Origin of the sequence: Stenotrophomonas sp. 57, assembly GCF_030291075.1 — a bacterium.
Taxonomy (GTDB): domain Bacteria; phylum Pseudomonadota; class Gammaproteobacteria; order Xanthomonadales; family Xanthomonadaceae; genus Stenotrophomonas.
Window position 1 is genome coordinate 663,632 of sequence record NZ_CP127407.1, and the last position, 22,629, is coordinate 686,260.

The following is a 22,629-nucleotide window of genomic DNA, read 5'->3' on the forward strand; positions in this document are numbered from 1 at the left end:
CGCCGTGCGGCGAACTGAAGGAATGTCAGTGTGATCGGAAACAGATTGACATTGTCGATCCATCAGGCGATCTGCCTGCTGGCTGCCGGCGTGGCCTGCCCAGGATGGGCACTGGCCGCCCCGGCCAACCTCGGCGAGCAGGCGCTGATGGCGCAGAGTGGTGCGGCCAATGCGCGTGCGCCGGAATCGGCCCAGTTCAATTCCAGCTTCCTGTCTGGCCAGGCCAAGCAGGTTGACCTGGCGGCCTTCACCAACGGCAACCCGATGGTGGCCGGCAACTACCGCGTCGACGTCTACGTCAACGGTGCCTGGCAGGGCCGCCGCGACCTGCAGTTCAAGGCCGATGCGCAGGGGCGTGTGGACGCCTGCCTGCCGCTGCCGATGCTGGAGGAAATGGGGGTGGACAGCGAGGCCGTGCTGCTGCAGCAGGACCCGTCCGTGCCGGCCGACAAGACCAGCTGCGTGCCGGTGCAGCAGCGCATGGCCAATGCCTATGGCATCTATGACAGCGGCAACCTGCGCTACGACCTCAGCATCCCGCAGGTGTTCCTGCGCCGCGAGGCGCGCGGCTATGTCAACCCATCGCTGTGGGACCGCGGCATCAATGCCGGCTTCGTCGGTTACAGCTTCAATGCCATCGACAGCGACAGCCGTGTCGAAGGTGGCCAGCGCAACCGCAGCGCCTACCTCGGTCTGAACGCCGGGCTGAACCTGGGCGGATGGCAGTTCCGCCACGACTCCAACCTGACCTGGTCCGAGGGTGACGGCCGCCATTGGCAGAGCATCGCCACCTATGCACAACGCGGCATTCCGCAGGTGCGCGGCATGCTCACCATCGGTGAGGCCTACACCACCGGCGAGCTGTTCGATTCGATCGGTTACCGCGGCGCCAGCCTGGCCAGCGATGACCGCATGCTGCCCGATTCGCTGCGCGGTTACGCGCCGGTCGTGCGTGGCATCGCCGAGACCAACGCACGCATCGAAGTGCGCCAGAACCAGCAGCTGATCTACTCCTCGACCGTCTCGCCGGGCAGCTTCGTCATCGACGATCTCTACCCGACCGGTTACGGCGGCGACCTGGAAGTGAGCGTGATCGAGGCCGACGGCCGTCGCCGCGAGTTCAAGGTGCCGTTCGGTTCGGTGCCGCAGATGCTGCGCGAAGGCGTGTCGCGTTATGCGCTGACCGCGGGCCAGGTGCGCAACAAGCTGCTGGCCGATGAGCCGTGGCTGGTGCAGGGCACCTACCAGCGTGGCATCGGCAACCAGCTGACCCTGTACGGCGGCAGTGCACTGAGCGATGGCTACCTGTCGCTGCTGTACGGCGTCGGCCTGTCCACGCGCATCGGCGCGTTCGCCGCCGATGTCACCCACGCGCGCACCTCGTTCGACCACTACGGTGACCACACCGGCGCCAGTGTACGCCTGAGCTACAGCAACATGATCGGCGAGACCGGGACCAACCTGACCCTGGCCGCCTACCGTTATTCGACCGAAGGCTTCTACAGCCTGCAGGACGCGCTGTACGGCCGTGATTCGGACAAGCGTGGCATCGATCCGACCACCCGTGGCCGCCAGCGCAGCCAGTTCCAGCTGACGCTGAACCAGCCGCTGGGCCGTCGCGGCGGCGCGCTGTACGTGACCGGCTCGGTGCGTGACTTCTACGACCGGTCCGGCACCTCCAAGCAGTACCAGGTGGGCTACAACAACGCCTGGCGTTCGGTGAACTACGGCTTCTCGGCGCTGCGCACCGAAGAGGGCGTGCTGGGCCGTTCCGATACGCAGTACCTGCTGTCGATGAGCGTGCCGCTGGGCCGTGGCACCCACCCGGTGTCGTTCAGCGCCGATCTCGGCGTGCGCGACCGCGGTGGCTACGACAACAGCCGCGTCGGCATCACCGGTTCGGCCGGCGTCGACAACAACTTCAGCTACGGCGCAGCCCTGTCCGATTCCCGCGAGGGTGGCACCACGGCGGTCGGCAATGCCGAATACCGCAGCCGCTACTCCGCGTTGAACGCCACCTACAGCCACTCGCGTGATTTCCGCCAGGCCTCGGTCGGTGCCAACGGCAGCGTGGTCGTGCATCCGGGTGGCTTCACCTTCACCCCGCAGCGCGGCGACACCATGGTGCTGGTGGAAGCACCGGGTGCGCGCGACGCGATCGTCAGCAACGCCCCGGGCCTGCGCGTCGATGGCCGCGGCTACGCCGTGGTGCCGTACGTGTCGCCGTACCGCCTCAACACCGTCACCCTCGACCCGCAGGGCATGGCCCACGACGTGGAGCTGGAAAGCACCAGCCAGGCCATCGCACCGTTCGCCGGTGCCATCAGCTACCTGCGCTTCGATACCCGCAAGGGCAACGCGCTGCTGATCCAGGTGCGCAACCCCGATGGCCGCAGCATGCCGTTCGGTGCGCAGGTCAAGGACGAGCAGGGCCAGCCGGTGGGCATGGTCAGCCAGGGTGGCCGCCTGTACGTGCGCAGCGAGCAGACCCGGGGCCGCCTGCTGGTGGAGTGGGGCGCCGGCGCCGACCAGCGCTGCACCGTCGATTACCAGGTTCCGGCAGACGCCGATGCGTCCAAGACCGGCTTCATCCCGCTGGAGGCAGCATGCCGATGATTTCTTCCCGTGGCCGCAAGGTGCTGGCTGCAATGATGCTGGTGGGTGGTGGGTTGCTGGCGCAGCAGGCCAGCGCGGCCTGCCGCATCCAGATCAACGGTTTCGTTGCCCAGGATGTGCAGATGGACATGGGGCAGATCGTGATCCTGCCCAGCACCCCGGTGGGTGGCGTGATCAAGGAAATCAGCGTACCGATCAACCAGCGGAACAATGTAGCCAGCTGCGACTGGTGGAGTGGCGGCAACTCGACGGGCGAGTACGTCAACGCACCACAGAAGCGGCCGGTGGCCGGCTTTGCCAACGTCTACGAGACCGGCGTCACCGGTGTGGGCATCCGCCTGTTCCGCGACTCCGGCGCGATCCAGACCTACTACCCGCATTCCATCAACTTCGGTGCCAACTCCACCATCTCGCTGATCGGCGGCCAGTTCCGCATCCAGCTGATCAAGACCGCCGCGCAGACGGGCTCGGGCGTAATCGCACCGAATGGCCGTTTCACCACCTATTACTTCGATGGTGACGGTCCCAGCAAACCCGTGCTGACCTCGACCTTCAGGGGCTCGGGCACCACCGTGGTCAGCCCGACCTGCGAAGTGCAGGCCGGCAGCCGCAACATCGCGGTCGATTTCGGCAGCGTGGCCAACACCACCTTCACCGGTGTGGGCTCCAAGGCCGTCGATCGCGATTTCGAGATCCGCCTGAACTGCCAGGGCAGCAACGTGGCCGCCTACCAGAGCAAGATCGGCATCCGCCTGGACGCCGACCAGGACAGCTCGAACATGCCCGGCGTGCTGAAGCTGAGCGCAGCCGCCAACAGTGCCACCCGCATCGGCATCCAGATGGTCCAGCGCGACGGCAGCAGCGAACGTGAAGTGCGCTTCGGCCAGACCATCAGTGTCGGCACCACCGCCACTGGAACCAGTGTGATGAGCCTGCCGCTGCGGGCCCGCTACGTGCAGACCCAGGCCGGTACCGTCGGTGCCGGCACCGCCAACGGGCAGGCGACGTTCACGATCCAGTACGAATAACACGCGTTTCCCATTGCTGAGTTTCGAGCCGCACGTCGCCCGCCCCGCGGGCGGCGTTGACTGCGTCTTGATCGCGCAAACGTGAAGATCAGAGCTATCATTGCCGTACAGAAACATGAATGTGATGTACGTCATGGAAATGACCTCCTCTTCACTGCAGCGCCCCCGCCGCCGGACGGTCTGGCCGGTTGAGGGGCAATGAAAGGATCCGGCGTGCCAGCGACCCACCTTGCCATTGCCGGATTGCCCACCGAATTCGTCGAGATGCGCAGCGGGGGCCTGTACTGGGTCGTGGCCGCCGGCAGCGCACCGACGGACCTGCTCGGTGCCGGTGTGCTGGCCACGGCCGACGCACTGGACGAGGCCGTGCTGGTCACGCTGGGGCGGGGGGCCGAATCGATGCTGGCGCTGCTTCCGGCCGACCGAGGGCCGGCCCGCCTGCGGCTGTTCCAGCGCTCGCACCACGGCATGCAGCAGGCGCTGCGCGGGCTGACCGGCGATCTGCCGCGTACAGCGTCGGCGCGCACCCGGCTCAGCGTGGTGCAGTTCCCCGTGGCGGCGCTGGACGGCTGGGATGATGCCCGGCTGGCGCGCTGGTGCCAGCAGCTGCAGGACTGGGCCATGCAGGCGCAGCAGGTGCTGCTGTTGCTGTGCCATGGCGAAGTGGCGACGCTTGCGCCAAGGCTGCTGCCGTTGAACCGGAGCTGCGCCGGCGTGGCCCAGCTGCATCCTCATCGCGGCGCCCTGGAGTTGCTGCTGCATTACTGGTCCAACAGCCATGGCGTGGTGGCGCAGCGATCGTTCGGTGTCGAGCAGGAACGCCAAGGGTTGCGCCATCTGGTCCAGGCCGATGCCGCCGAGACGGCGATCGGATCGGCCAGCGGCAGTGACCGCGATGTCTTCCTGGCCCAGGCCGAAGTGCTGGAAGGTGCGCCGCCGTTGTCGGCGGCCTGGCGCCTGTATGACGGCTGGGGTGGATTGCTGCCGGCCGCGCTGCAGGCGCGCGAGGCCACCGTGGTGCTGGCCATCGGCGAGAATGCCAGGGTGGATGCACTGGCCCGCCTGCTGCACCGCCTGCGCCGCGAACGTGGCAATGCGCTGAAGCTGGTGGTGCGCGAGCTGCAGCCGTGCCTGCGCTACGCCGATGAGCGGCTGCTGATGCAGTGCGGTTGCAGCCTTGTGGTGCCGTCAGCGACGCCTTTGCCACGACTGCTGACCCTGCTGGAAACCGTGCAGCGGCAGCGTTGGCAGGGCCAGCTGGCGGAAGAACCAGAGCCGCTGATCCGTTCGCATCGACCGCCATCGGTAAGTGGCCTGGTCAACGCCGCACGCTTCCGCCAGATCGCAGGTGATCGCATCGACCAGGACGGTAGTGCGGTGGAAAGCGCCGTGCTGGCGCTGCAGCCGGTGGCCGGCCTGCGTGCCGAGCAGACCCTGCAGCAGCTGCGCATCCGCCGCCAGGGCGATCTGGCCTGCGTCTACCGCGGGCAGGTACGCCTGTTCCTGTTTGGTTGCCGGCGTGATGCGGTCGAGCAGGCCCTGGGCAATCTGTTCCGCCTGCCATGGCGCGAGCTGTTCGATGGCTACCAGCGCCTGGCCGAGTACGACATTGCAGCGATGAATGCCCACGGCAGCGATCCGGAGGCCGAGGTACTGCCCGAAGCACCCGCGACCCTGCCGGCCGTGGCCCCGGCGCTGGAGGCGCCTGTTTTCACCGCCCCGAAGCCGCTGCGGCTGGGAGATCGCGCATGACCACCGACCAGCAACTCTGGACCCTGATCGTCGCCTGCGCGATCGTGATGATTCCCTTCGGAGCCATGCTCGGCACGCTGTGGCGCGGGCTGCGCCGCCGTGTCGCGCGCTGGCTTCCACCCCGCCACCTGCGCCGCGCCGGCGTGCGCCGGCGTGCGCCGCGGAGGGCTGCATGAGTCCGCAGATGGCACCTGCATCTCCCTTCGCCTGGGCCGACCTGCGCGGCTGGAACCTGTATTTCCTGTCCAAGGTGGTACTTGCCTGGATGGGTGCGCTGGATCTGAAGATCCTGCCCAACCTGCTGTTCCTGGGCGCGCTGCTGATTCCACTGCGCTGGCGCTGGGCACGCATCGCGCGCACCGTCGTCGCGGTACCGGTGGGCGTGGCGCTGTACTACCAGGACACCTGGTGGCCGCCGTTCCGGCGCCTGCTGGTGCAGCCGGGCGTGCTGGACTTCTCGGCCGACTATTGGCTTGAACTGGCCCAGCGCTTCATCAACTGGCAGATGGTGGCGGTGCTGGTGATGCTGGTGCTGGCCTACGTACTGCTGAAGCCGTGGCTGCGCATCACTACCCTGAGCGTGCTGGGCATGCTTGGCCTGGCAGTGATGGCGATACCGATGCCGGCCGGTTGGAACTGGGGGCAGGGCACCGCCACCGCGGCCACCGCCAGCGCCGGAGGCACCTCGGGTGGCGGCCTGCCGCCGGCCAACAACGAGACGCTCAATGCATGGCTGGCCAGCTTCTACCAGCAGCAGGCCAGCCTCAAGACCAGCTTCCCCGCACCGGGCAGCGGCGCGCCGTTCGACGTCATCATCCTCAACATCTGCTCGCTGGCATGGAGCGATCTGGATGAAGTGGGGCTGCGCCAGAACAACCTGCTCGACCACATGGACGTGGTGTTCGACGACTTCAACTCGGCAACCGCCTACAGCGGCCCGGCAGCGATCCGCCTGCTGCGCGCCAGCTGCGGCCAGACCTCGCATACCGGGCTGTTCGATCCGGTGCCGGCCGAGTGCCAGCTGTTCTCGAACCTGCAGCATCTGGGCTTCCAGAGCCAGCTGGCGATGAACCATGACGGCCACTTCGACGATTTCATCGGTGAACTGCACCAGTACGGCGGGCTGCAGGCGCAGCCGATGGACATCAGCGCATTTCCCACAGCGCTGGTGGCCTTCGACAAGTCGCCGCTGCGCCGCGATGGCGATGTGCTGATGGCGTGGTGGAAACACCGGCTGGCCGAGTCCAGCCAGCAGGTGGCGCTGTTCTACAACACGATCTCGCTGCACGACGGCAATCGCATCGTCGGTGCCGATGGCCGTTCGAATGCCGCCGACTACAAGGCACGTGCGGAAATGGTGCTGGGCGACATGGCCGGTTTCGTCGATGCGGTGGAGAAGAGTGGCCGCCGCGCGATGATCGTGGTGGTGCCCGAGCATGGCGCGGCCCTGCATGGCGACCGCATGCAGATTCCGGGCATGCGTGAGATCCCCAGCCCGTCCATCACCCACGTGCCGGTGGGCGTGAAGCTGATCGGCATGGGCGCGCCGGCGGCCGGTGGCCCACGTCATGTGCCCGAACCCAGCAGCTACCTGGCGGTGTCCGAGCTGGTGTCGCGCGTGTACGCGCTGAACGCCCAGTCGCCGCCGAGCGAGCGCAACTGGGACAGCCTGCTGAAGGGGCTGCCGCAGACACCGTCGGTATCGGAGAACGAAGGCGCCAAGGTCATCGAGTACGCCGGCAAGCCCTGGCTGCAGCTGCAGGGCAGCCAGACCTGGAGCCCCTACCCAGAGGAGGCGCGCTGATGCCTGCCGACATTCTTGCCGTGCCGGTCACGCTGTCCGTGGAAGAGGACGATATCGACCTGCTGCGCCGCAGCCTGGACATGCCGGGGCTGCCCTATGTGGACTTCTCGGCCCAGCATGAGCGTGCCCAGGCGCTGGCGCGCTGGCCATTGCTGGCCGAACTGGAGCCGCGCCGATGAGTACCTTGCTGTCGCTGCAGGGTATCCATGGCGGAACCGGCGTCACCACGGTGCTGGCCGCACTCGGCCAGAGCCTGCATGCCCAAGGCCAGCGCGTGCTGCTGGTCGAATTCAGTCCGGACCAGATGCTCGGCCTGCACCTGGGCCTGCCTGCCGACGTGGACAACGGTTGGGCGCGCGCGCAGCTGGACGGCAGGGATTGGCGTGATGCCGCCTACGCCATCGCAGGAGGACTCGCGTTGCTGCCCTACGGCCGTGTCGACGCCGGGGCCGCGATGCGCATCGAACAGCAGCTGCAGCAGGCACCGGCCACCTGGGCCGAGCGCATTCCGGTGCTGGCGCCGCAGTTCGACTGGATCCTGTTCGACCTGCCGCAGCGCCTGCCGGCGCACGTGGCGGCCATCAACCAGCACGCGCGCTGCACGCTGCCGCTGCGCCTGGCCTGTGTCGATCCGGTCAGCCATGTGTTCCTGCAACGCCAGGTGGATGACACCCGCCTGCTGCTGGCCAACCGCTATGACCCGGTCATTCCGGTGCAGCGCGACCTGATGCAGCTGTGGCTGCACGCGCACGGCGCGCGGCTGGTGCCGCAGCCGCTGCACGAGGATGCGCGGGTGCCGTCCGCATTGGCCAGCAAGCAGCCACTGGGCCGCTATGCGACCGATTCGCTGGCCGCCGCCGATGTCGACGGGCTGGCGCTGTGGTGCCTTGCGGAGGCCGCGCGGCGCCAGGCCGCGGCGGGAGGACGCTGATGGGTGTCCGCGTCTATTACCTGGACTGGGGACGCCTGCGTGAGCGGGTGCATGCGTCCTGGCCGACGCGGGCATTACTGTGGCTGCTGCAATGCGCGGGCTGGGCGTTCCTGCGCCTGGAAGGGCCTGCGTGGCAGGCGCAGGCGCCGCGCCTGCGCAACGCCTTCCCGCAGATACAGGGCGACCGTCGCTGGCGCCCGGGCGATCCGCTGCGGTTGCTGATCCAGGCCATGTGGCTGTCGGTGGTGCGGTTGGCACCGCGGCCTTCGCTGAGGCGGCAACGGTTGGCCCAGGCCAGGCGCGAACGCATTGCCGAACTGCGTGGCGCGGCCGGTCGCGGCCGCCTGCGCTATCTGCGCGCCATGCGCGACGCGCCCAGTGAATTCTGGAACAGCCGCGTGGCGGCCTGGTTCGGCCGGAAGGTGGGCAGCCTGTCGCCACGTTCGCGGCACCTGCTCACCCTGCTGGTCGGGTTGGCCACGCTGGGGCTGGCGGCGCTGTGCATCACCCAGCCGTTCACCTATTTCGCACAGTTCGTGTTCGTCGTGCTGTTGTGGGTCATCGCGCTGCTGGTGCGGCGCATGCAGGGGCGCTATGCGACGCTGGTGCTGGTGGTGCTGTCGATCACCGTGTCCTGCCGCTACCTCTGGTGGCGCTACACCGCCACGCTGAACTGGAACAGCACCTTCGACCTGGTCTGTGGCGTGGTGCTGCTGGCGGCAGAAACCTATTCCTGGCTGGTGCTGATGCTGGGCTACGTGCAGGTGGCGTGGCCGCTGCGCCGCCGCCCGGCGCCGTTGCCGGCCGATTTCCGCCAGTGGCCGACGGTGGACGTGCTGATTCCCACCTACAACGAAGACCTGGCGCTGGTGCGGCATACCGTGTACGCGGCGATGGGCCTGGACTGGCCGGCCGACAAGCTGCGCATCCATATCCTCGATGATGGCAAGCGCGAAGAATTCCGCGCATTCGCCGAACGTGCCGGGGTCAACTACATCACCCGCACTGACAACCGCCATGCCAAGGCCGGCAATCTCAACCACGCCCTGACCCTGATCGATGGCGAACTGGTGGCCATCTTCGACAGCGACCACCTGCCGGTGCGTTCGTTCCTGCAGATCACCTGTGGCTGGTTCCTGCGCGACCCGAAACTGGCGCTGGTGCAGACCCCGCACCATTTCTTCTCGGCCGATCCGTTCGAACGCAACCTGCAGGTGTTCCGCAGCGACCCCAACGAAGGGGAGTTGTTCTACGGCCTGGTGCAGGACGGCAACGACCTGTGGAACGCGGCGTTCTTCTGCGGTTCCTGCGCGGTACTGCGGCGCGAGGCCATCGATGCCATCGGCGGGTTTGCCACCGAGACCGTCACCGAAGATGCGCACACCGCGCTGCGCCTGCACCGCAAGGGCTGGAACTCGGCCTACCTGCGCATTCCGCAGGCAGCCGGCCTGGCCACCGACAGCCTCGGCGCACACGTCAACCAGCGCATCCGCTGGGCGCGCGGCATGGTGCAGATCTTCCGCATCGACAACCCGCTGCTGGGCAAGGGCCTGAGTCTGTTCCAGCGCTTCTGCTATGCCAACGCGATGCTGCATTTCCTGGCCGGCATTCCGCGCCTGGTGTTCCTCACCGCGCCGCTGGCGTTCCTGCTTCTGCACGTCTACATCATCTACGCGCCGGCGCTGGCCATCCTGCTGTTCGTGGTGCCGCACATGGCCCACGCCAGTCTTACCAACGCACGCATCCAGGGCAAGTACCGGCGGCCGTTCTGGGGTGAGGTGTACGAGACGGTGCTGGCCTGGTACATCGCGCGGCCCACTACCGTGGCACTGTTCAGCCCGGGCCGCGGCAAGTTCAACGTCACCGACAAGGGCGGCACCCAGGCCGGCGATCGATTCGACTGGCGCGTGGCGCAGCCCTACCTGGTGCTGGCGCTGCTGAACGTGCTCGGCCTGTGCTTTGCCGTATGGCGCTTCATGCACGGGCCGGTCGATGAACGCGGTACGGTGGTCGTCAGTTCGCTGTGGGTGCTGTACAACCTGCTGATCATCGGCGGTGCGCTGGCGGTGGCCGCTGAAGTGCAGCAGGTGCGTCGCACGCATCGTGTCACCACCCACCTGCCGATGGCGCTGCAGGTACCCGATGGCCGGCGCCTGCGCGGCGTCCTGCAGGATTACTCCAACGATGGCGTGGGCGTCGAACTCGGCGAAGACGCACAGTTGGCCGAAGGCGAGCGCGTGCAGGTGCTGCTGGGACGGGGCCGCCGTGAGTTCGCGTTCCCGGCGCGCGTGCAGCGTACTGTCGGCCGGCGACTGGGCCTGCTGCTGCTGTTCGAGGACGAACGCCAGCGCGTCGAGTTTGCCCAGTGCACCTTCGCCCGCGCCGATGCCTGGCTCGACTGGCACGCCGGTTACCAACCCAAGAGCCTGCCGCGCAGCCTGTGGAGCGTGCTTGTCCTGGGCTGGCGCGGCTATCGGCGGATGGGTGATTTCGCACCGTTCGACCTTGATCGCCCGGCACACTGGAACCGTCGCCTGCTGCGATGGCTGGCCAGTTTTGCTCCGCAACGTCCGCTTCCTTCCCACCCGGCTGACCCAGCCGCTGATCCAGGGCTTCGTCCATGACCCTTCCGTCCTCTCTGCGTTGGCTGCTGCTGCCCCTGCTGGCCCTGCCCGTGGCGTCAGGCAACAGTGCGCCTGCTCCGGCACCGGTCGCCCCTCCCACCACAGCGCCTGTCGCGCCGCCGGTGCCGGATGTGCCGGCCGCACCTGCCACCACGGCCGCCGTCGGTACCGAGCCCGCGCTGGCGCAGACCTGGGCGGGCAGCGCCTGGCCCTGGCAGCGGCAGAACACCTTCGCGCAGCTGGGGCGTCGCCAGGACACGCTGTTGTCGGGGGTGCGCAATGCCACCACCTTCGAGTTCCAGGTGCGCCGTGACCGCCTGGTCCGCGATGCCGAGCTGGATCTCAGCTTCACGCCTTCACCGTCGCTGCTGCCGACCCTGTCGCACCTGCGGGTCTACCTCAATGACGCGATGATGGGCGTGGTGCCGATCAGCAACGACCAGCTGGGCCGGCCGGTGCAGGCCAAGCTGCCGCTGGACGCGCGCCTGATCGCTGATTTCAACCAGGTCCGCCTGGAGTTCGTCGGCCACTACACCGACATCTGCGAAGAGCCGACGCACAGCTCGCTGTGGGTCAACCTGTCCAGCAACAGCACGCTGCGCCTGGGGGGCCAGCCGCTGGCGATGCAGGACGACCTGGCCAACTTCCCGCTGCCGTTCTTCGATCCGCGCGATACCGCACGGCTGGAACTGCCGGTGGTGTTCGCCACCGCACCGAGCCTGGCGCAGCAGCGCGCGGCGGCGGTGATGTCCTCGTACTTCGGCAGCCTGTCCGGCTGGTGGCGCCAGGCGCGCTTCCCGGTCAGCTTCGGCACACTGCCGGACAAGGGCCACGCGGTGGTGCTGGCGGTCAACGGCAGGTTCCCGCCGGTGATCGCCAACCATGCCCCGGTGAAGGGCCCGATGATCGAACTGATGTCGCTGCCGGAGGATCCGCAGCGCAAGCTGCTGCTGGTGCTCGGCCGCAACGATGACGACCTGCAGAAGGCAGTGGCCGCGATGGCGGCCGGCAACGTGCTGTTCCGCGGTCGCCAGGTCAGCGTCGACGAGATCAAGCCGCTGGCCCCGCGCAAGCCGTACGACGCACCGAACTGGGTGCGTACCGATCGCGCCGTGCGCCTGGCCGAACTGCTCGACTATCCGCAGCAGCTGCACGCCAACGGCGTGTCGCCGCAGCCGATCACGGTCAACCTCAACCTGCCGCCGGACCTGTTCATCTGGCGCAACCAGGGCATTCCGCTGAACCTGCGCTACCGCTACACGCCGCCGTTCGGCAGCGATGAGTCGCGGCTGGGCGTAGCGATCAACGACCAGTTCATCTCCAGCTTCCCGCTGGTGCGTCGCAACGGCAAGCAGGGCCTGGAGGAAATCCGCCTGCCGGTGCTGGCCGGCGATGCCGGTGCCGACGACGGGCGCCTGCTGATTCCGGCGCTCAAGCTGGGCGACCGCAACCAGCTGCGCTTCGATTTCAACTTCGCCAGCGTGATGGGCAGTGCGCAGCGCGACCACTGCCAGACCGTGCTGCCGCCCAACCTGCAGGCAGCGATCGAAGAAGACTCGACCATCGACTTCTCCGGCTTCCATCACTACATGGGCCTGCCGGACCTGTCCGCGTTCGCACTCAGCGGCTTCCCCTTCACTCGCATGGCCGATCTGTCGGAGACCGTCGTGCTGGTGCCACCCAGCGCCAGCGAAGCTCAGGTCAGCCTGCTGCTGAACCTGATCGGTGGGCTGGGCGTGCAGAGCGGCTACCCGGCCTATGGGCTGCGCCTGTCCGATGACTGGAAGCAGGCCAGCACACTGGATGCGGACCTGCTGATGCTGGGCGCCTTGCCGGCGGAGCTGCGCGGCAGCCAGCAGCTGTCGCTGCTGATCGACGACCAGCGCACGCGCCTGCTCAACGGCCAGTCGCCCTCGCCGCAGCAGGCGATGGAACAGGCGCGCCGTGGCAGCCGCGATGGCGACCCGGCGGTGACCGAAGTAGCCGTGAGCGCGCAGGCGCCGTTCGCCGCGATCATCGGCATGCAGTCGCCGACGCATGCGCAGCGCAGCATCGTTTCGCTGGCCGCCAGCAATGCCGCCGACTACGGCCTGCTCGACGATGCACTCAGCGATACCGGCAAGCGCGAAGCCATCGCCGGTTCGGTGGCGATCCTGCGCACCTCGGGCATCCACAGCCAGTTCGTCGGCGATCACTACTACGTTGGCGCGCTGCCGTGGTGGCTGCTGCTGTGGTACCACCTGGCCGACCACCCGGCACTGCTGGCGGTGCTGGCCACGCTGGTGGTGCTGATGGTCGCCTTCCTGCTGTGGCGCACGCTGCGCTGGGTGGCGGCCAAGCGCCTGGACCCGGGGCACTGATGGCACGTACACGGCATCCGCTGGTCACCGCGTCCGGCCTGGTCCTGTTGGGACTGGCCGGTGCCGGGCCCTGCGCGGCGCAGGCCCTGCCCGATACACCGGGCGGAACCGTTGCCGAGCAGCGCCAGTGGCTGCTGCAGCAGGTGCGCATCGGCGAGGCCACCGGGCGCCAGAGCCTGATCGAAGACGCGCTGGCGCGGCTGCGCATGCTGGCACCGGATGATCGCGGCACGCTGGTGGCAATCCTGGAAGTGCAGTTGTCGCAGCAGAAGCTGCAGGATGCCGAGGTGACCCTGAAGCGCCTGCGCGAGATCGGCGCGGGCACCCGTGAACTGGCCGCCGGCGAGCGCCTCTGGCAGGCCTATCGCGGTGACCTGCAGCAGGACCTGCAGCAGGCGCGGCTGTTCGCTGCCGGTGGTCGCAGCGCCGAAGCGCTGGCGATCTACCGGCGCCTGTTCAACGATGATCCACCTGGCCTGCAGCTGGGCCTGGAGTACTGGCGCCTGCGCGGCGCCCAGGCGGATGGGCGTGCACAGGCGATCCGTGCGCTGAGCGAACTGGACCGCAGTTATCCGGGCAATGTGCCATTGCTGCAGGCGCTGTCGCAGATGCTGTTCGCGGCCGGCCGCGATGCCGAGGCGCTGGCCGCGCTGCAGCGCATGGGGCGAAATCCTGAAGCCCGCGGCATGGCGGCGGACGCCGAGTGGGCCTACCTGAAGGATCAGCCGGCCGACGACCGCAGCGTGCGCCGGCTGCAGGACTTCATCACCCGCAACCCGACGTTTGCCGACATCGCGTTGGTGCGCGAGCGCTACACCGACCAGCACAAGCGGGTCAGCGACCCGGCGTGGCGCGCCGGCCTGCGTGGCCAGCAGTTGCTCGATGCCGGCCGCAATGCAGAGGCCGAGCGCGCTTTCCTGCAGGCCCTGCGCGGTTATCCGCGCGAGCCCGACCTGCTGGGGGGGCTCGGCCTGGCGCTGATGCGCCAGGGCCGTCGCGAGCAGGCCATCAGCTATTTCCAGCGGGCGGTGCAGGCCACCCCGGCCGGTGACAGCAACGACAAGTGGCGTGACCTGATCGCCAGTACCCGCTACTGGCTGCAGCTGGACCAGGCCGATTCGGCGCTGGCCGCCGGCCGGCTGGACGAGGCCGAGCGACTGTACGCGCAGGCGCGTCGCCAGCAGCCCCGCGACGTCAATGCTGCACTGGGCCTGGTCGACGTGGCCGTGGCCCGCGGCGATGACGCCGCGGCCGAACGCCAGTTGCAGGTTGCCCGGCGGATGGCGCCCAACGACGCCAACGTGATCCGCAAGCTGGTGCAGCTGTACGGCCGCACCGACCCGCAGCGGCTGGAAGCCTTCATCAACGCATTGCCCGCTGCCCAGCGCCGGTTGTATGCCGAAGACCTGCGCCAGCTGCAGATCAGTCGACTGCGTGAGCGTCGCGAGCAGGCGTTGGCTGCCGGCGATGCAGGCACTGCGATCACGCTGGGGCAGCAGCTGCGTGGCGAACTGCCAGGCGATGCATGGCTGGCCTACGCGCTGGGCAACGAGCTGCGCGCCGCCGGCCGGCAGGACGAAGCCGACGCGGTGGTGGCCGACATGGCCACGCACAACGACCGTGCCGAAGCGCGCTACGCGCAGGCGCTCTATCTGTCGGGATCCGATCGGCTGCCGCAGGCGCTGGCGGTGCTCGATGCGCTGCCGCAGGCGCAGTGGGATGATGACATCCGCGCGCTGTCGGCGCGCCTGCAGCGGCAGCAGCTGATCGATCATCTGTGGGAGCTGCGTGGGCAGGGCAGGGAGGCCGAAGCCATCGCGCTGCTGCAGCAGCAACCGCCCAGCACCGACAACGATCTGCTGATGGCCGAATGGGCACGCCTGCGCGGCGATCATGCGCAGGCGCTGCACTACTACCAGCGCGTGATTGCTGCGCAGCCGGACAATGTGGATGCGCAGCTGGGCCAGGTGCAGGCCTGGATCGGCACCGGCGATCTGGCCAGCGCACGCCGCCAGATGCACGACGCACCGCCGGCAGTGGACGATGCCGGGATCGGCCAGCAGCGCCAGCTCGCCACGATCTGGACCGACCTGCGCGAGGACACGAAGGCGCTGGCGATCCTGCGCGCGCTGCTGGCGCGCAAGACCGGGCCCGATGCACAGTCCTGGCGTGATGCGGCCCGGCTGGTGCGCCGCGACGATCCCCAGCAGGCGCTGGACATGTATGCGCAGGCGATGGCTGACAACGGCCTGTTGGCCCCCAGTCAGGCCACGCCGCGCGACAACCGCGCCCTGACCCTCGCCAGCCGTGAGACGGCCGGCGATGACTGGTTGCGGCGCAGCCTGCGCAGCGACGTGGAGACCCTGTACCAGCAGGAGAATCCCACTCTGACGGTGATGCAGGACACCGGCCGCCGTAGCGACGGAACCCCGGGTATTTCGCGGCTGTCGCGCGATACCCGCATCGCGCATCTCGACGCGCCGTTCGCCGGTGGCCTGGGCTGGGCGCGCATCGAACAGGTGAGCTTCGATGCCGGCCGCTTCCAGACCGACGAGAACGGCGCCTACGACGAGGATTTCGGCAGCTGCGACCTGGATCTGCTGCAGGCCGACAACAGCCGCCTGCGCGCACCGGGCTGCACCCGTTTCGTGCACCAGCGGCGCACCTCCGGCGCCGGCGTCGCCGTCGGCTGGCGCACCCTGGATGACCGCTGGAACTTCGATATCGGCCACACGCCGTCCAACTACGTGGTCGGCAACTGGCTTGGCGGTGTCACCCTCAACGGTGACCTCGGGCGCTTCGGCTGGGGGGCCACTGTGTCGCGGCGGCCGATGACCAATTCGATGCTGTCGCAGGCCGGTGCGGTCGATCCGCGCAGTGGCATCAGCTGGGGCGGCGTCACCGCCAACGGCGTGACCTTCAGCCTCGGCTACGATCAGGGTGGCCGCGATGGCGTGTGGTCGAACTGGAGCTGGCATCGGCTGACCGGCCACAATGTGGTCGACAACACCCGCGCACGCGCGATGGTGGGCTGGTACCACAAGCTGATCCAGCGCCCCGACATGCGGCTTGATGTGGGCACCACCGCGATGTACTGGCGCTACCAGAAGGACCTGGGCGGCTACTCGCTGGGCCAGGGCGGCTACTACAGCCCGCAGCGCTACGCCTCGCTCAGCCTGCCGGTCAGCTTCGCCTGGCGCAACGACGTGTGGTCGGTGCGCCTGGATGGCTCGGTCAGCGTGTCCAGTGCGCGCACCTCATCGATCAGCCGTTTCCCCGACCAGGCGCTGATCGAGCGCGTGATTGCACAGCTCGAGCCGCAGTACGGTCCGCTGCGGCTGGACGAGGCCGGCCTGTACACCGGTGACAGCAGCAGCACCGGCACCGGCTACCGCCTGTATGGTGCGGTCGAGCGCCGGCTGGGCGACCACTTCATGCTGGGTGCCGCCGGCACCCTGCAGCGCAGCCGCGATTTCTCGCCGAATTCGTTCCAGCTCTACCTGCGCTACACCTTCAAGCCGTGGCAGGGAAACCTGCCATTGCCCGTATCGCCACTGGTGCCGTATGGCGAATTCCGCTGACCTTCGGCGACGTCGCCTGCTGCAGGCGGCCGCCACGCTGCCGCTGCTTGGCTGGTGCAGTGCGCAGGCCGCGCCCGCACCGCGCTGGCCGGCGTCGCAGGTACTGCTCGACAGCAGCCTGAGCCGCGACGGACGCATGATCGATCGCAGCCAGGACGATCAGCGCAGCACCTCCGAAGGCCAGTCCTATGCCTTGTTCTTCGCTCTGGTCGACAACGACCAGGCGCTGTTCGACCGCGTCCTTGGCTGGACCCAGAACAACCTCGCCGAAGGCGACATGGGCAAGCGCCTGCCGGCCTGGCTGTGGGGACGCGATGACGCCGGCGCCTGGCGGGTGCTGGACGACAACCCGGCCTCGGACTCCGATCTCTGGCTGGCCTATGCGCTGCTGGAAGGCGCGCGACTGTGGCGCCGTCCCGCGCTGAAGGCCATCGCCGAAGGGATGCTCGCGCAGGTGCGGGCACGCGAGATCGTGGACCTGCCCGGGCTCGGTCCGATGCTGTTGCCAGGCCCACAGGGGTTCATCGAAGGGGACGCCGCGCGGGTCAACCCCAGCTATCTGCCACTGCCGCTGCTGCGCCGCTTTGCGGTGGAGGATCGCGGTGGTCCGTGGCAGGCGCTGGCGCGCAACAGCGTGCAGCTGTTGAAGCAGAGCAGCCCGCATGGGTTCGCACCGGACTGGGCCGCGTGGAAAGGCGATCGCTTCGTCGTCGATCCGGTGCGTGGTGCGGTCGGCGGCTACGACGCCATCCGCTGCTACACCTGGGCCGGCATGACCGCACCACGCGATCCGTTGTTCCGTGCGCAGCTGGCGGCCCTGTCCGGGCCGCTGCAGCGCCTGCGCAGTGGTGCGCCAATGTGGGAAAAGATCGACACCCGCAGTGGCCAGGGGCAGGGCGAAGGCAACTACGGATTCCGCGCGGCACTGCTGCCGTATCTGATCGCGCAGGGCGAAGGGGAGCGTGCGCAGTCGTTGCGGGCCAGCCTGCCCAGCGCCGAACAGCAGCGCGCCGATGCACCGGCCTATTACTCGCAGATGCTGGCCCTGTTCGGCCTGGGCTGGGCCGAAGGACGCTGGCGTTTCGGCGCCGACGGCCGCCTGCAGCCGCGCTGGTAGCAGCAGTCCTGCGGGGTCGGGTCCCATTGCACGGCAATGGGCTCCGACCCTCAGCCAGGCATCATTCCAGCGCGTAGCGCAGGGTGAACAGCACCGCCACCAGCCAGACTGCCGGATGCACTTCGCGCCAGCGCCCGGTGCCGGCCTTCAGCGCGGCATAGGCGATGAAGCCGAACGCCAGACCGTTGGCAATCGAATAAGTGAACGGCATCGCCAGCGCACACAGGGCCGCCGGCACCGATTCGGTCAGGTCGCTCCAGTCCACTTCCACCAGTTCGCGCAGCATCAGGCCGGCCACGAACAGCAGCGCCGGTGCGGTGGCATAGCTGGGCACCATCGACGCCAGCGGCGAGAACAGCAGCGCGGCCAGGAACAGTGCCGACACCACCAATGCGGTCAGGCCGGTGCGGCCGCCCACCTGTACGCCCGAGGCGCTTTCAGCGAAGGCAGTGGTGCTGCTGGTGCCGAGCATCGAGCCTGCAACAATCGCGGTGCTGTCGGCCAGCAGCGCGCGGCCGAAACGCTTCTGCGCGCCGGGCAGCTTCAGCAGGCCGGCGCGGCCGACCACGCCGTACAGCGTGCCGGTGGCATCGAACACTTCCACCAGCACGAACACCAGCACCACCTGCAGCAGCACGGCGATCGGTGCGCCGCCGTCATGGTGCAGCAGGCCCGGCAGGTCCAGCTGCAGGAAGGTCGGTGCCAGACTCGGTGGCAGCGAAACCAGGCCCTGGTACTGCACGTCGCCCAACGCCCAGCCCGCGCCGGTCACGGCCAGGATGCCGATCAGGATCGCACCACGGATGCGCCGCGCTTCCAGCACCGCGATCAGCAGGAAGCCGGCCAGGGCCAGCAGCGGCGGCGCCGTGTTCAACGGGCCCAGCGCCACCAGCGTGTCTTCGTTGCCGACGATCACGCCCGACTTCTGCAGCGCGATGATTGCCAGGAACAGGCCAATGCCGGCCACGATGGCCGAACGCAGCGACGAGGGAATGCCCGATACCAGCCATGCGCGCACTCCGGTCAGCGACAGCACCAGAAAGACGAGGCCGGAAATGAACACCGCACCGAGTGCCTGCTGCCACGGCAGGCCCGCAGCGCCGACCACGGTGAAGGCGAAGAATGCGTTCAGGCCCATGCCCGGCGCCATGCCCACCGGGAAGTTGGCGGCCAGCGCCATCACCGCCGAACCCAGCGCCGCGGCCAGGCAGGTGGCCACGAACACCGCGCCGGCATCCATGCCGGTGGTGCCGAGGATCTCGGGGTTCACGAAGACGATGTAGGACATCGTCAGGAAGGTGGTGACACCAGCCAGCAGCTCGGTGCGCACGGTAGTGCCGTGCTGCTGCAGCTGGAACAGGCGCTCGAACAGGGACATCGCAGATCTCTCATGCCTGCGCGCCCTGCCGCCCCTGGGGACCTGCGGGTACGTCGCCAGGCGGTTAGAAGTGGTAGTTCAACTTCAGCGTAACGCTGCTGTAGTCGGTATGGAAGCTGCGACGGGCCGCAGCGGGATAGTTGGGATCTTCCAGAGTCACCGGGCTGGAGCCCAGGTGGGTGTAGCGGTACTCGGCACCGGCCGAGAGGCGGTCGTTGAAGCGGTACAGCACGCCTGCCGTGGCGTGGGCGCCGGTGGACACGTGCGAGGCGCGGGTCTCGAATTCGGCCACGCGGCAGCCGTTGGTGGCCTCCACCAGCGACTTGTCGCAGCCCAGGGTGAATTCCTGCCGGGCCACCGTCACGCCGGCACCGACGTAGGGCAGCCAGCGGCCCATCGCGCGGCCCAGCGTCACATCAACGGCGCCGGCGCGGGTCACTGCATCCTTGCCGTGGTACGGGCTGTACTGGTGCTGCTCGCGGTCCTTCCAGTCGCGCGCGACATTGCCGAAGGACAGCGAACCGTCCAGGCCCACCACGATGTTGTTGTCGAACTGCCAGCGACGGCCGCCCTGCACGCCGCCGCTGAAGCCGCGGATGCTCTTTTCCGACGCGTTGGCGTTGCTGCGGTCCTTGCTGTGGCCTTCGCTGTGCGACGCCTGCACGCCGAAGTAGTAGCCGTCCCAGTCGGAGCTGGCGGCCGCGGCGGTGCCCGACAGCATCAGGGCTGCCGTGGTGGTGATCAGTGCTTTCATTGCGGGTTTCCTACGTTGGGGGATGAAGCGGGGCGTAGGAAAGCCGATGCAGGGGGCACGGTACATACAAATAGTTGCAACGTCGCAGGCAGGCCGTGTGCGACAGGACATCAAGAGGGCTTGATCGACACCGGAACGCGGAAGGCACGGGTGCTCAGGACTGCGAGCGCGCCAAAAACGACAACAGGAATCGCGGTTGGCAGTGGCGCAAACGCAAACGGCCGCGCAGAGCGCGGCCGTTTGCGTTTTCCTGCAGTTACTTCAGCGCCTTGAAGCGCAGGCGCTTCGGCGCAGCGTCGTCGCCCATGCGGCGGCGCTTGTCTTCTTCGTACTCGCGGTAGTTGCCCTGGAAGAACTCCACGTGCGAATCGCCTTCGAACGCCAGGATATGCGTGGCGATGCGGTCCAGGAACCAGCGGTCATGCGAAATGACGAAGGTGTTGCCCGGGAATTCCAGCAGCGCATCTTCCAGCGCACGCAGGGTTTCGATGTCCAGGTCGTTGGACGGTTCGTCGAGCAGCAGCACGTTGCCACCCTGCAGCAGGGTCTTGGCCATGTGCAGGCGGCCACGCTCACCACCGGACAGCGAACCGACCATCTTCTGCTGGTCCTGGCCCTTGAAGTTGAAGCGGCCGATGTAGGCGCGCGACTGGATCTCGATGCCGTTGATGTTGAGGATGTCCAGGCCGCCGGCGATTTCCTGGAAGACGTTGTGGTTGCCTTCCAGTGCGTCGCGGCTCTGGTCCACGTAGGACAGCTTCACGGTCGGGCCGACCACGATCTCGCCCGAATCCGGCTTTTCCTGGCCGGTGATCATCTTGAACAGGGTCGACTTACCGGCACCGTTGGGGCCGATGATGCCGACGATGGCGCCAGCCGGCACCAGGAAGCTCAGGTCGTCGAACAGCAGGCGGTCGCCGAACTTCTTGGAGACGTTCTTGAACTCCATCACCGCATTGCCCAGGCGCTCGCCCGGCGGGATGAAGATTTCATTGGTCTCGTTGCGCTTCTGGTAATCGACCGACTGCAGCTCTTCCAGGCGGGCCAGACGGGCCTTGCCCTTGGTGCGGCCGCCCTTGGCATTCTGGCGCGACCACTCCAGTTCCTTCTGGATCGCCTTCTGGCGGGCCTTTTCCTGGTTGTCTTCCTGCTTCAGGCGCTCATCCTTCTGGGTCAGCCAGTCGGTGTAGTTGCCCTTCCACGGAATGCCGCGGCCGCGGTCCAGTTCCAGGATCCACTCGGCGGCGTTGTCCAGGAAGTAGCGATCATGGGTGACCGCCACCACGGTGCCGGTATAGCGCGCCAGGAACTGTTCCAGCCATTCCACCGACTCGGCGTCCAGGTGGTTGGTCGGTTCGTCGAGCAGCAGCATGTCCGGCTTCTGCAGCAGCAGGCGGCACAGTGCCACGCGGCGCTTTTCACCACCGGACAGCTTGCCCACGATCGCATCCCACGGCGGCAGGCGCAGCGCATCGGCGGCCACGTCCAGCTGGTTTTCCAGGGTATGTGCATCGCCGGCGGCCAGGATCGCCTCCAGGCGCTCCTGTTCCTTGGCCAGTGCGTCGAAGTCGGCGCCTTCCTCGGCGTAGGCGGCATACACCGCTTCCAGCGCGGCCTGGGCCTGCAGCACTTCGCCCACGCCTTCCTCCACCGCTTCACGCACGGTCTTGGTCGGGTCCAGTTCCGGTTCCTGTGCCAGGTAGCCGACCTTGATGCCCGGCTGCGGGCGGGCTTCGCCCTCGAAATCGGTGTCCACGCCGGCCATGATCTTCAGCACAGTGGACTTGCCGGCGCCGTTCAGGCCCAGCAGGCCGATCTTCGCGCCCGGGAAGAAGGACAGCGAGATGTCCTTGATGATCTGCCGCTTGGGCGGGACCACCTTGGACACGCGGTTCATGGTGTAGATGTATTGCGAGGACATGAGGTCTCCGTAAGGGCGCGGCCCTGCACCCGTCCGTCAGCGGGAAGATCCCGTTGCGGCAGCGGGCACAGTCTGGAATGGAATACCGCCAATTATAGCCGGAACCGGTTCCGGGCCGCGCCCGGGAAGGGGCGCCGGGCTGGCCGTGGCCTGAATACTGGGTCACAGTCCTGCAACGGGAAGCGTTTCCAGCCGGAAACGGTTCAGATCGGTTGCGCAATATGGGCTCACCACCCACCCGAGCAGAGGTCTGACACATGCGCATCAATCGAGTAATGGCCAGTGCTGTGGCCTCTGTGCTGGCGCTGGGCGCCGTGGCCCCGGCCTTCGCCGACAACGACCATCGCCGCGACCACGACCGCCGTGAGTGGCGGGAGGATCGCCGTGAGTGGCGCCAGGACCGCCGAGACTGGGAGCGCGACCGCCGCGAGGCACGCCGCGACTGGCACCGCGACCATGACCGCTACTACCGCCCGGCACCGCCCCGCGTGGTCTATCGCCCGGCACCGCCGCCGCCGCGCTATGGCGGCTACGGCTGGCGGGTCGGTTCCCCCTACCGCGACTACTACCGTGGGCCGGTCTACGTGGTGAATGACTACCCGCGCTACCACCTGCGTCGCCCGCCGTACGGCCACCACTGGATCCGCGATGACCGCGGCAACATGCTGCTGGTGGCCATCGCCACCGGTGTGATCGCCCAGTACGTGCTCAGCGGGCGCTGAGCCGGCGGTCGGATCCACGCATGGCGTGGATCTACTGAGGT

At 68.0% G+C, this 22,629-nt stretch carries 15 protein-coding genes; 12 read left to right on the plus strand and 3 right to left on the minus strand.

From position 1 onward, the window contains the following. Positions 1 to 51: 51 nt before the first annotated feature. From QP512_RS02915 to bcsZ, 11 genes are all read left to right on the plus strand, one after another. Positions 52 to 2,616 (plus strand): fimbria/pilus outer membrane usher protein, encoded by a 2,565-nt coding sequence (locus QP512_RS02915; RefSeq protein ID WP_286070921.1) that lies wholly within the window; start codon positions 52 to 54, stop codon positions 2,614 to 2,616. Further along, positions 2,607 to 3,644: a fimbrial protein gene (locus tag QP512_RS02920; protein ID WP_286070922.1), complete on the plus strand. Its 1,038-nt coding sequence runs from the start codon at positions 2,607 to 2,609 to the stop codon at positions 3,642 to 3,644. Before QP512_RS02915 ends, QP512_RS02920 begins: the two co-directional genes overlap by 10 nt. Positions 3,645 to 3,857: 213 nt before the next feature. Next, the gene (locus QP512_RS02925) at positions 3,858 to 5,396 is read left to right on the plus strand and encodes a BcsE family c-di-GMP-binding protein (protein ID WP_286070923.1); all 1,539 of its coding nucleotides are present in this window, start codon (positions 3,858 to 3,860) and stop codon (positions 5,394 to 5,396) included. Beyond that, positions 5,393 to 5,572, plus strand: a complete 180-nt coding sequence (bcsF, locus tag QP512_RS02930) for a cellulose biosynthesis protein BcsF (RefSeq protein WP_286070924.1) — start codon at positions 5,393 to 5,395, stop codon at positions 5,570 to 5,572. Before QP512_RS02925 ends, bcsF begins: the two co-directional genes overlap by 4 nt. Further along, the gene (gene bcsG / locus QP512_RS02935) at positions 5,569 to 7,200 is read left to right on the plus strand and encodes a cellulose biosynthesis protein BcsG (protein WP_286070925.1); all 1,632 of its coding nucleotides are present in this window, start codon (positions 5,569 to 5,571) and stop codon (positions 7,198 to 7,200) included. The genes bcsF and bcsG overlap by 4 nt, the downstream gene beginning before the upstream one ends. Beyond that, a complete protein-coding gene (gene bcsR / locus QP512_RS02940; RefSeq protein WP_049444988.1) occupies positions 7,200 to 7,379 on the plus strand; it encodes a cellulose biosynthesis protein BcsR in 180 nt (59 codons plus the stop codon). The genes bcsG and bcsR overlap by 1 nt, the downstream gene beginning before the upstream one ends. Next, positions 7,376 to 8,131 carry a cellulose biosynthesis protein BcsQ gene (gene bcsQ / locus QP512_RS02945; RefSeq protein WP_286070926.1) on the plus strand — a complete coding sequence of 252 codons (756 nt, stop codon included), beginning with the start codon at positions 7,376 to 7,378 and terminating at the stop codon, positions 8,129 to 8,131. The genes bcsR and bcsQ overlap by 4 nt, the downstream gene beginning before the upstream one ends. Further along, positions 8,131 to 10,755 (plus strand): UDP-forming cellulose synthase catalytic subunit, encoded by a 2,625-nt coding sequence (gene bcsA, locus QP512_RS02950; RefSeq protein WP_286070927.1) that lies wholly within the window; start codon positions 8,131 to 8,133, stop codon positions 10,753 to 10,755. The genes bcsQ and bcsA overlap by 1 nt, the downstream gene beginning before the upstream one ends. Beyond that, positions 10,752 to 13,115 carry a cellulose biosynthesis cyclic di-GMP-binding regulatory protein BcsB gene (bcsB, locus tag QP512_RS02955; RefSeq protein ID WP_286070928.1) on the plus strand — a complete coding sequence of 788 codons (2,364 nt, stop codon included), beginning with the start codon at positions 10,752 to 10,754 and terminating at the stop codon, positions 13,113 to 13,115. Before bcsA ends, bcsB begins: the two co-directional genes overlap by 4 nt. Then, on the plus strand, positions 13,115 to 16,696 hold the full coding sequence (gene bcsC, locus QP512_RS02960; protein ID WP_286070929.1) for a cellulose synthase complex outer membrane protein BcsC: 3,582 nt from the start codon (positions 13,115 to 13,117) through the stop codon (positions 16,694 to 16,696). The genes bcsB and bcsC overlap by 1 nt, the downstream gene beginning before the upstream one ends. After that, positions 16,680 to 17,813, plus strand: coding sequence for a cellulose synthase complex periplasmic endoglucanase BcsZ (gene bcsZ, locus QP512_RS02965; RefSeq protein ID WP_286070930.1), 1,134 nt, complete (start codon positions 16,680 to 16,682; stop codon positions 17,811 to 17,813). The genes bcsC and bcsZ overlap by 17 nt, the downstream gene beginning before the upstream one ends. A gap of 61 nt (positions 17,814 to 17,874) precedes the next feature. Here the strand turns inward: bcsZ and QP512_RS02970 are convergent, their stop codons facing one another. The 3 genes from QP512_RS02970 to ettA all read right to left on the minus strand — a co-directional run bounded on the left by QP512_RS02970 (position 17,875) and on the right by ettA (position 21,866). Then, on the minus strand, positions 17,875 to 19,191 hold the full coding sequence (locus tag QP512_RS02970) for an NCS2 family permease (RefSeq protein ID WP_024957255.1): 1,317 nt from the start codon (positions 19,189 to 19,191) through the stop codon (positions 17,875 to 17,877). Between the two features lie 64 nt (positions 19,192 to 19,255). Next, on the minus strand, positions 19,256 to 19,945 hold the full coding sequence (locus QP512_RS02975; protein ID WP_286070931.1) for an outer membrane beta-barrel protein: 690 nt from the start codon (positions 19,943 to 19,945) through the stop codon (positions 19,256 to 19,258). Positions 19,946 to 20,201: 256 nt separating this feature from the next. Next, complete coding sequence (ettA, locus tag QP512_RS02980; protein ID WP_108748493.1) at positions 20,202 to 21,866, minus strand: energy-dependent translational throttle protein EttA; 1,665 nt, start codon at positions 21,864 to 21,866, stop codon at positions 20,202 to 20,204. A gap of 257 nt (positions 21,867 to 22,123) precedes the next feature. On the opposite strand from ettA, the gene QP512_RS02985 reads away from it, so the two are divergent. Next, entirely contained in the window at positions 22,124 to 22,588 is a 465-nt protein-coding gene (locus QP512_RS02985) for an RcnB family protein (protein WP_286070932.1), read from the plus strand. Positions 22,589 to 22,629 lie beyond the last annotated feature (41 nt).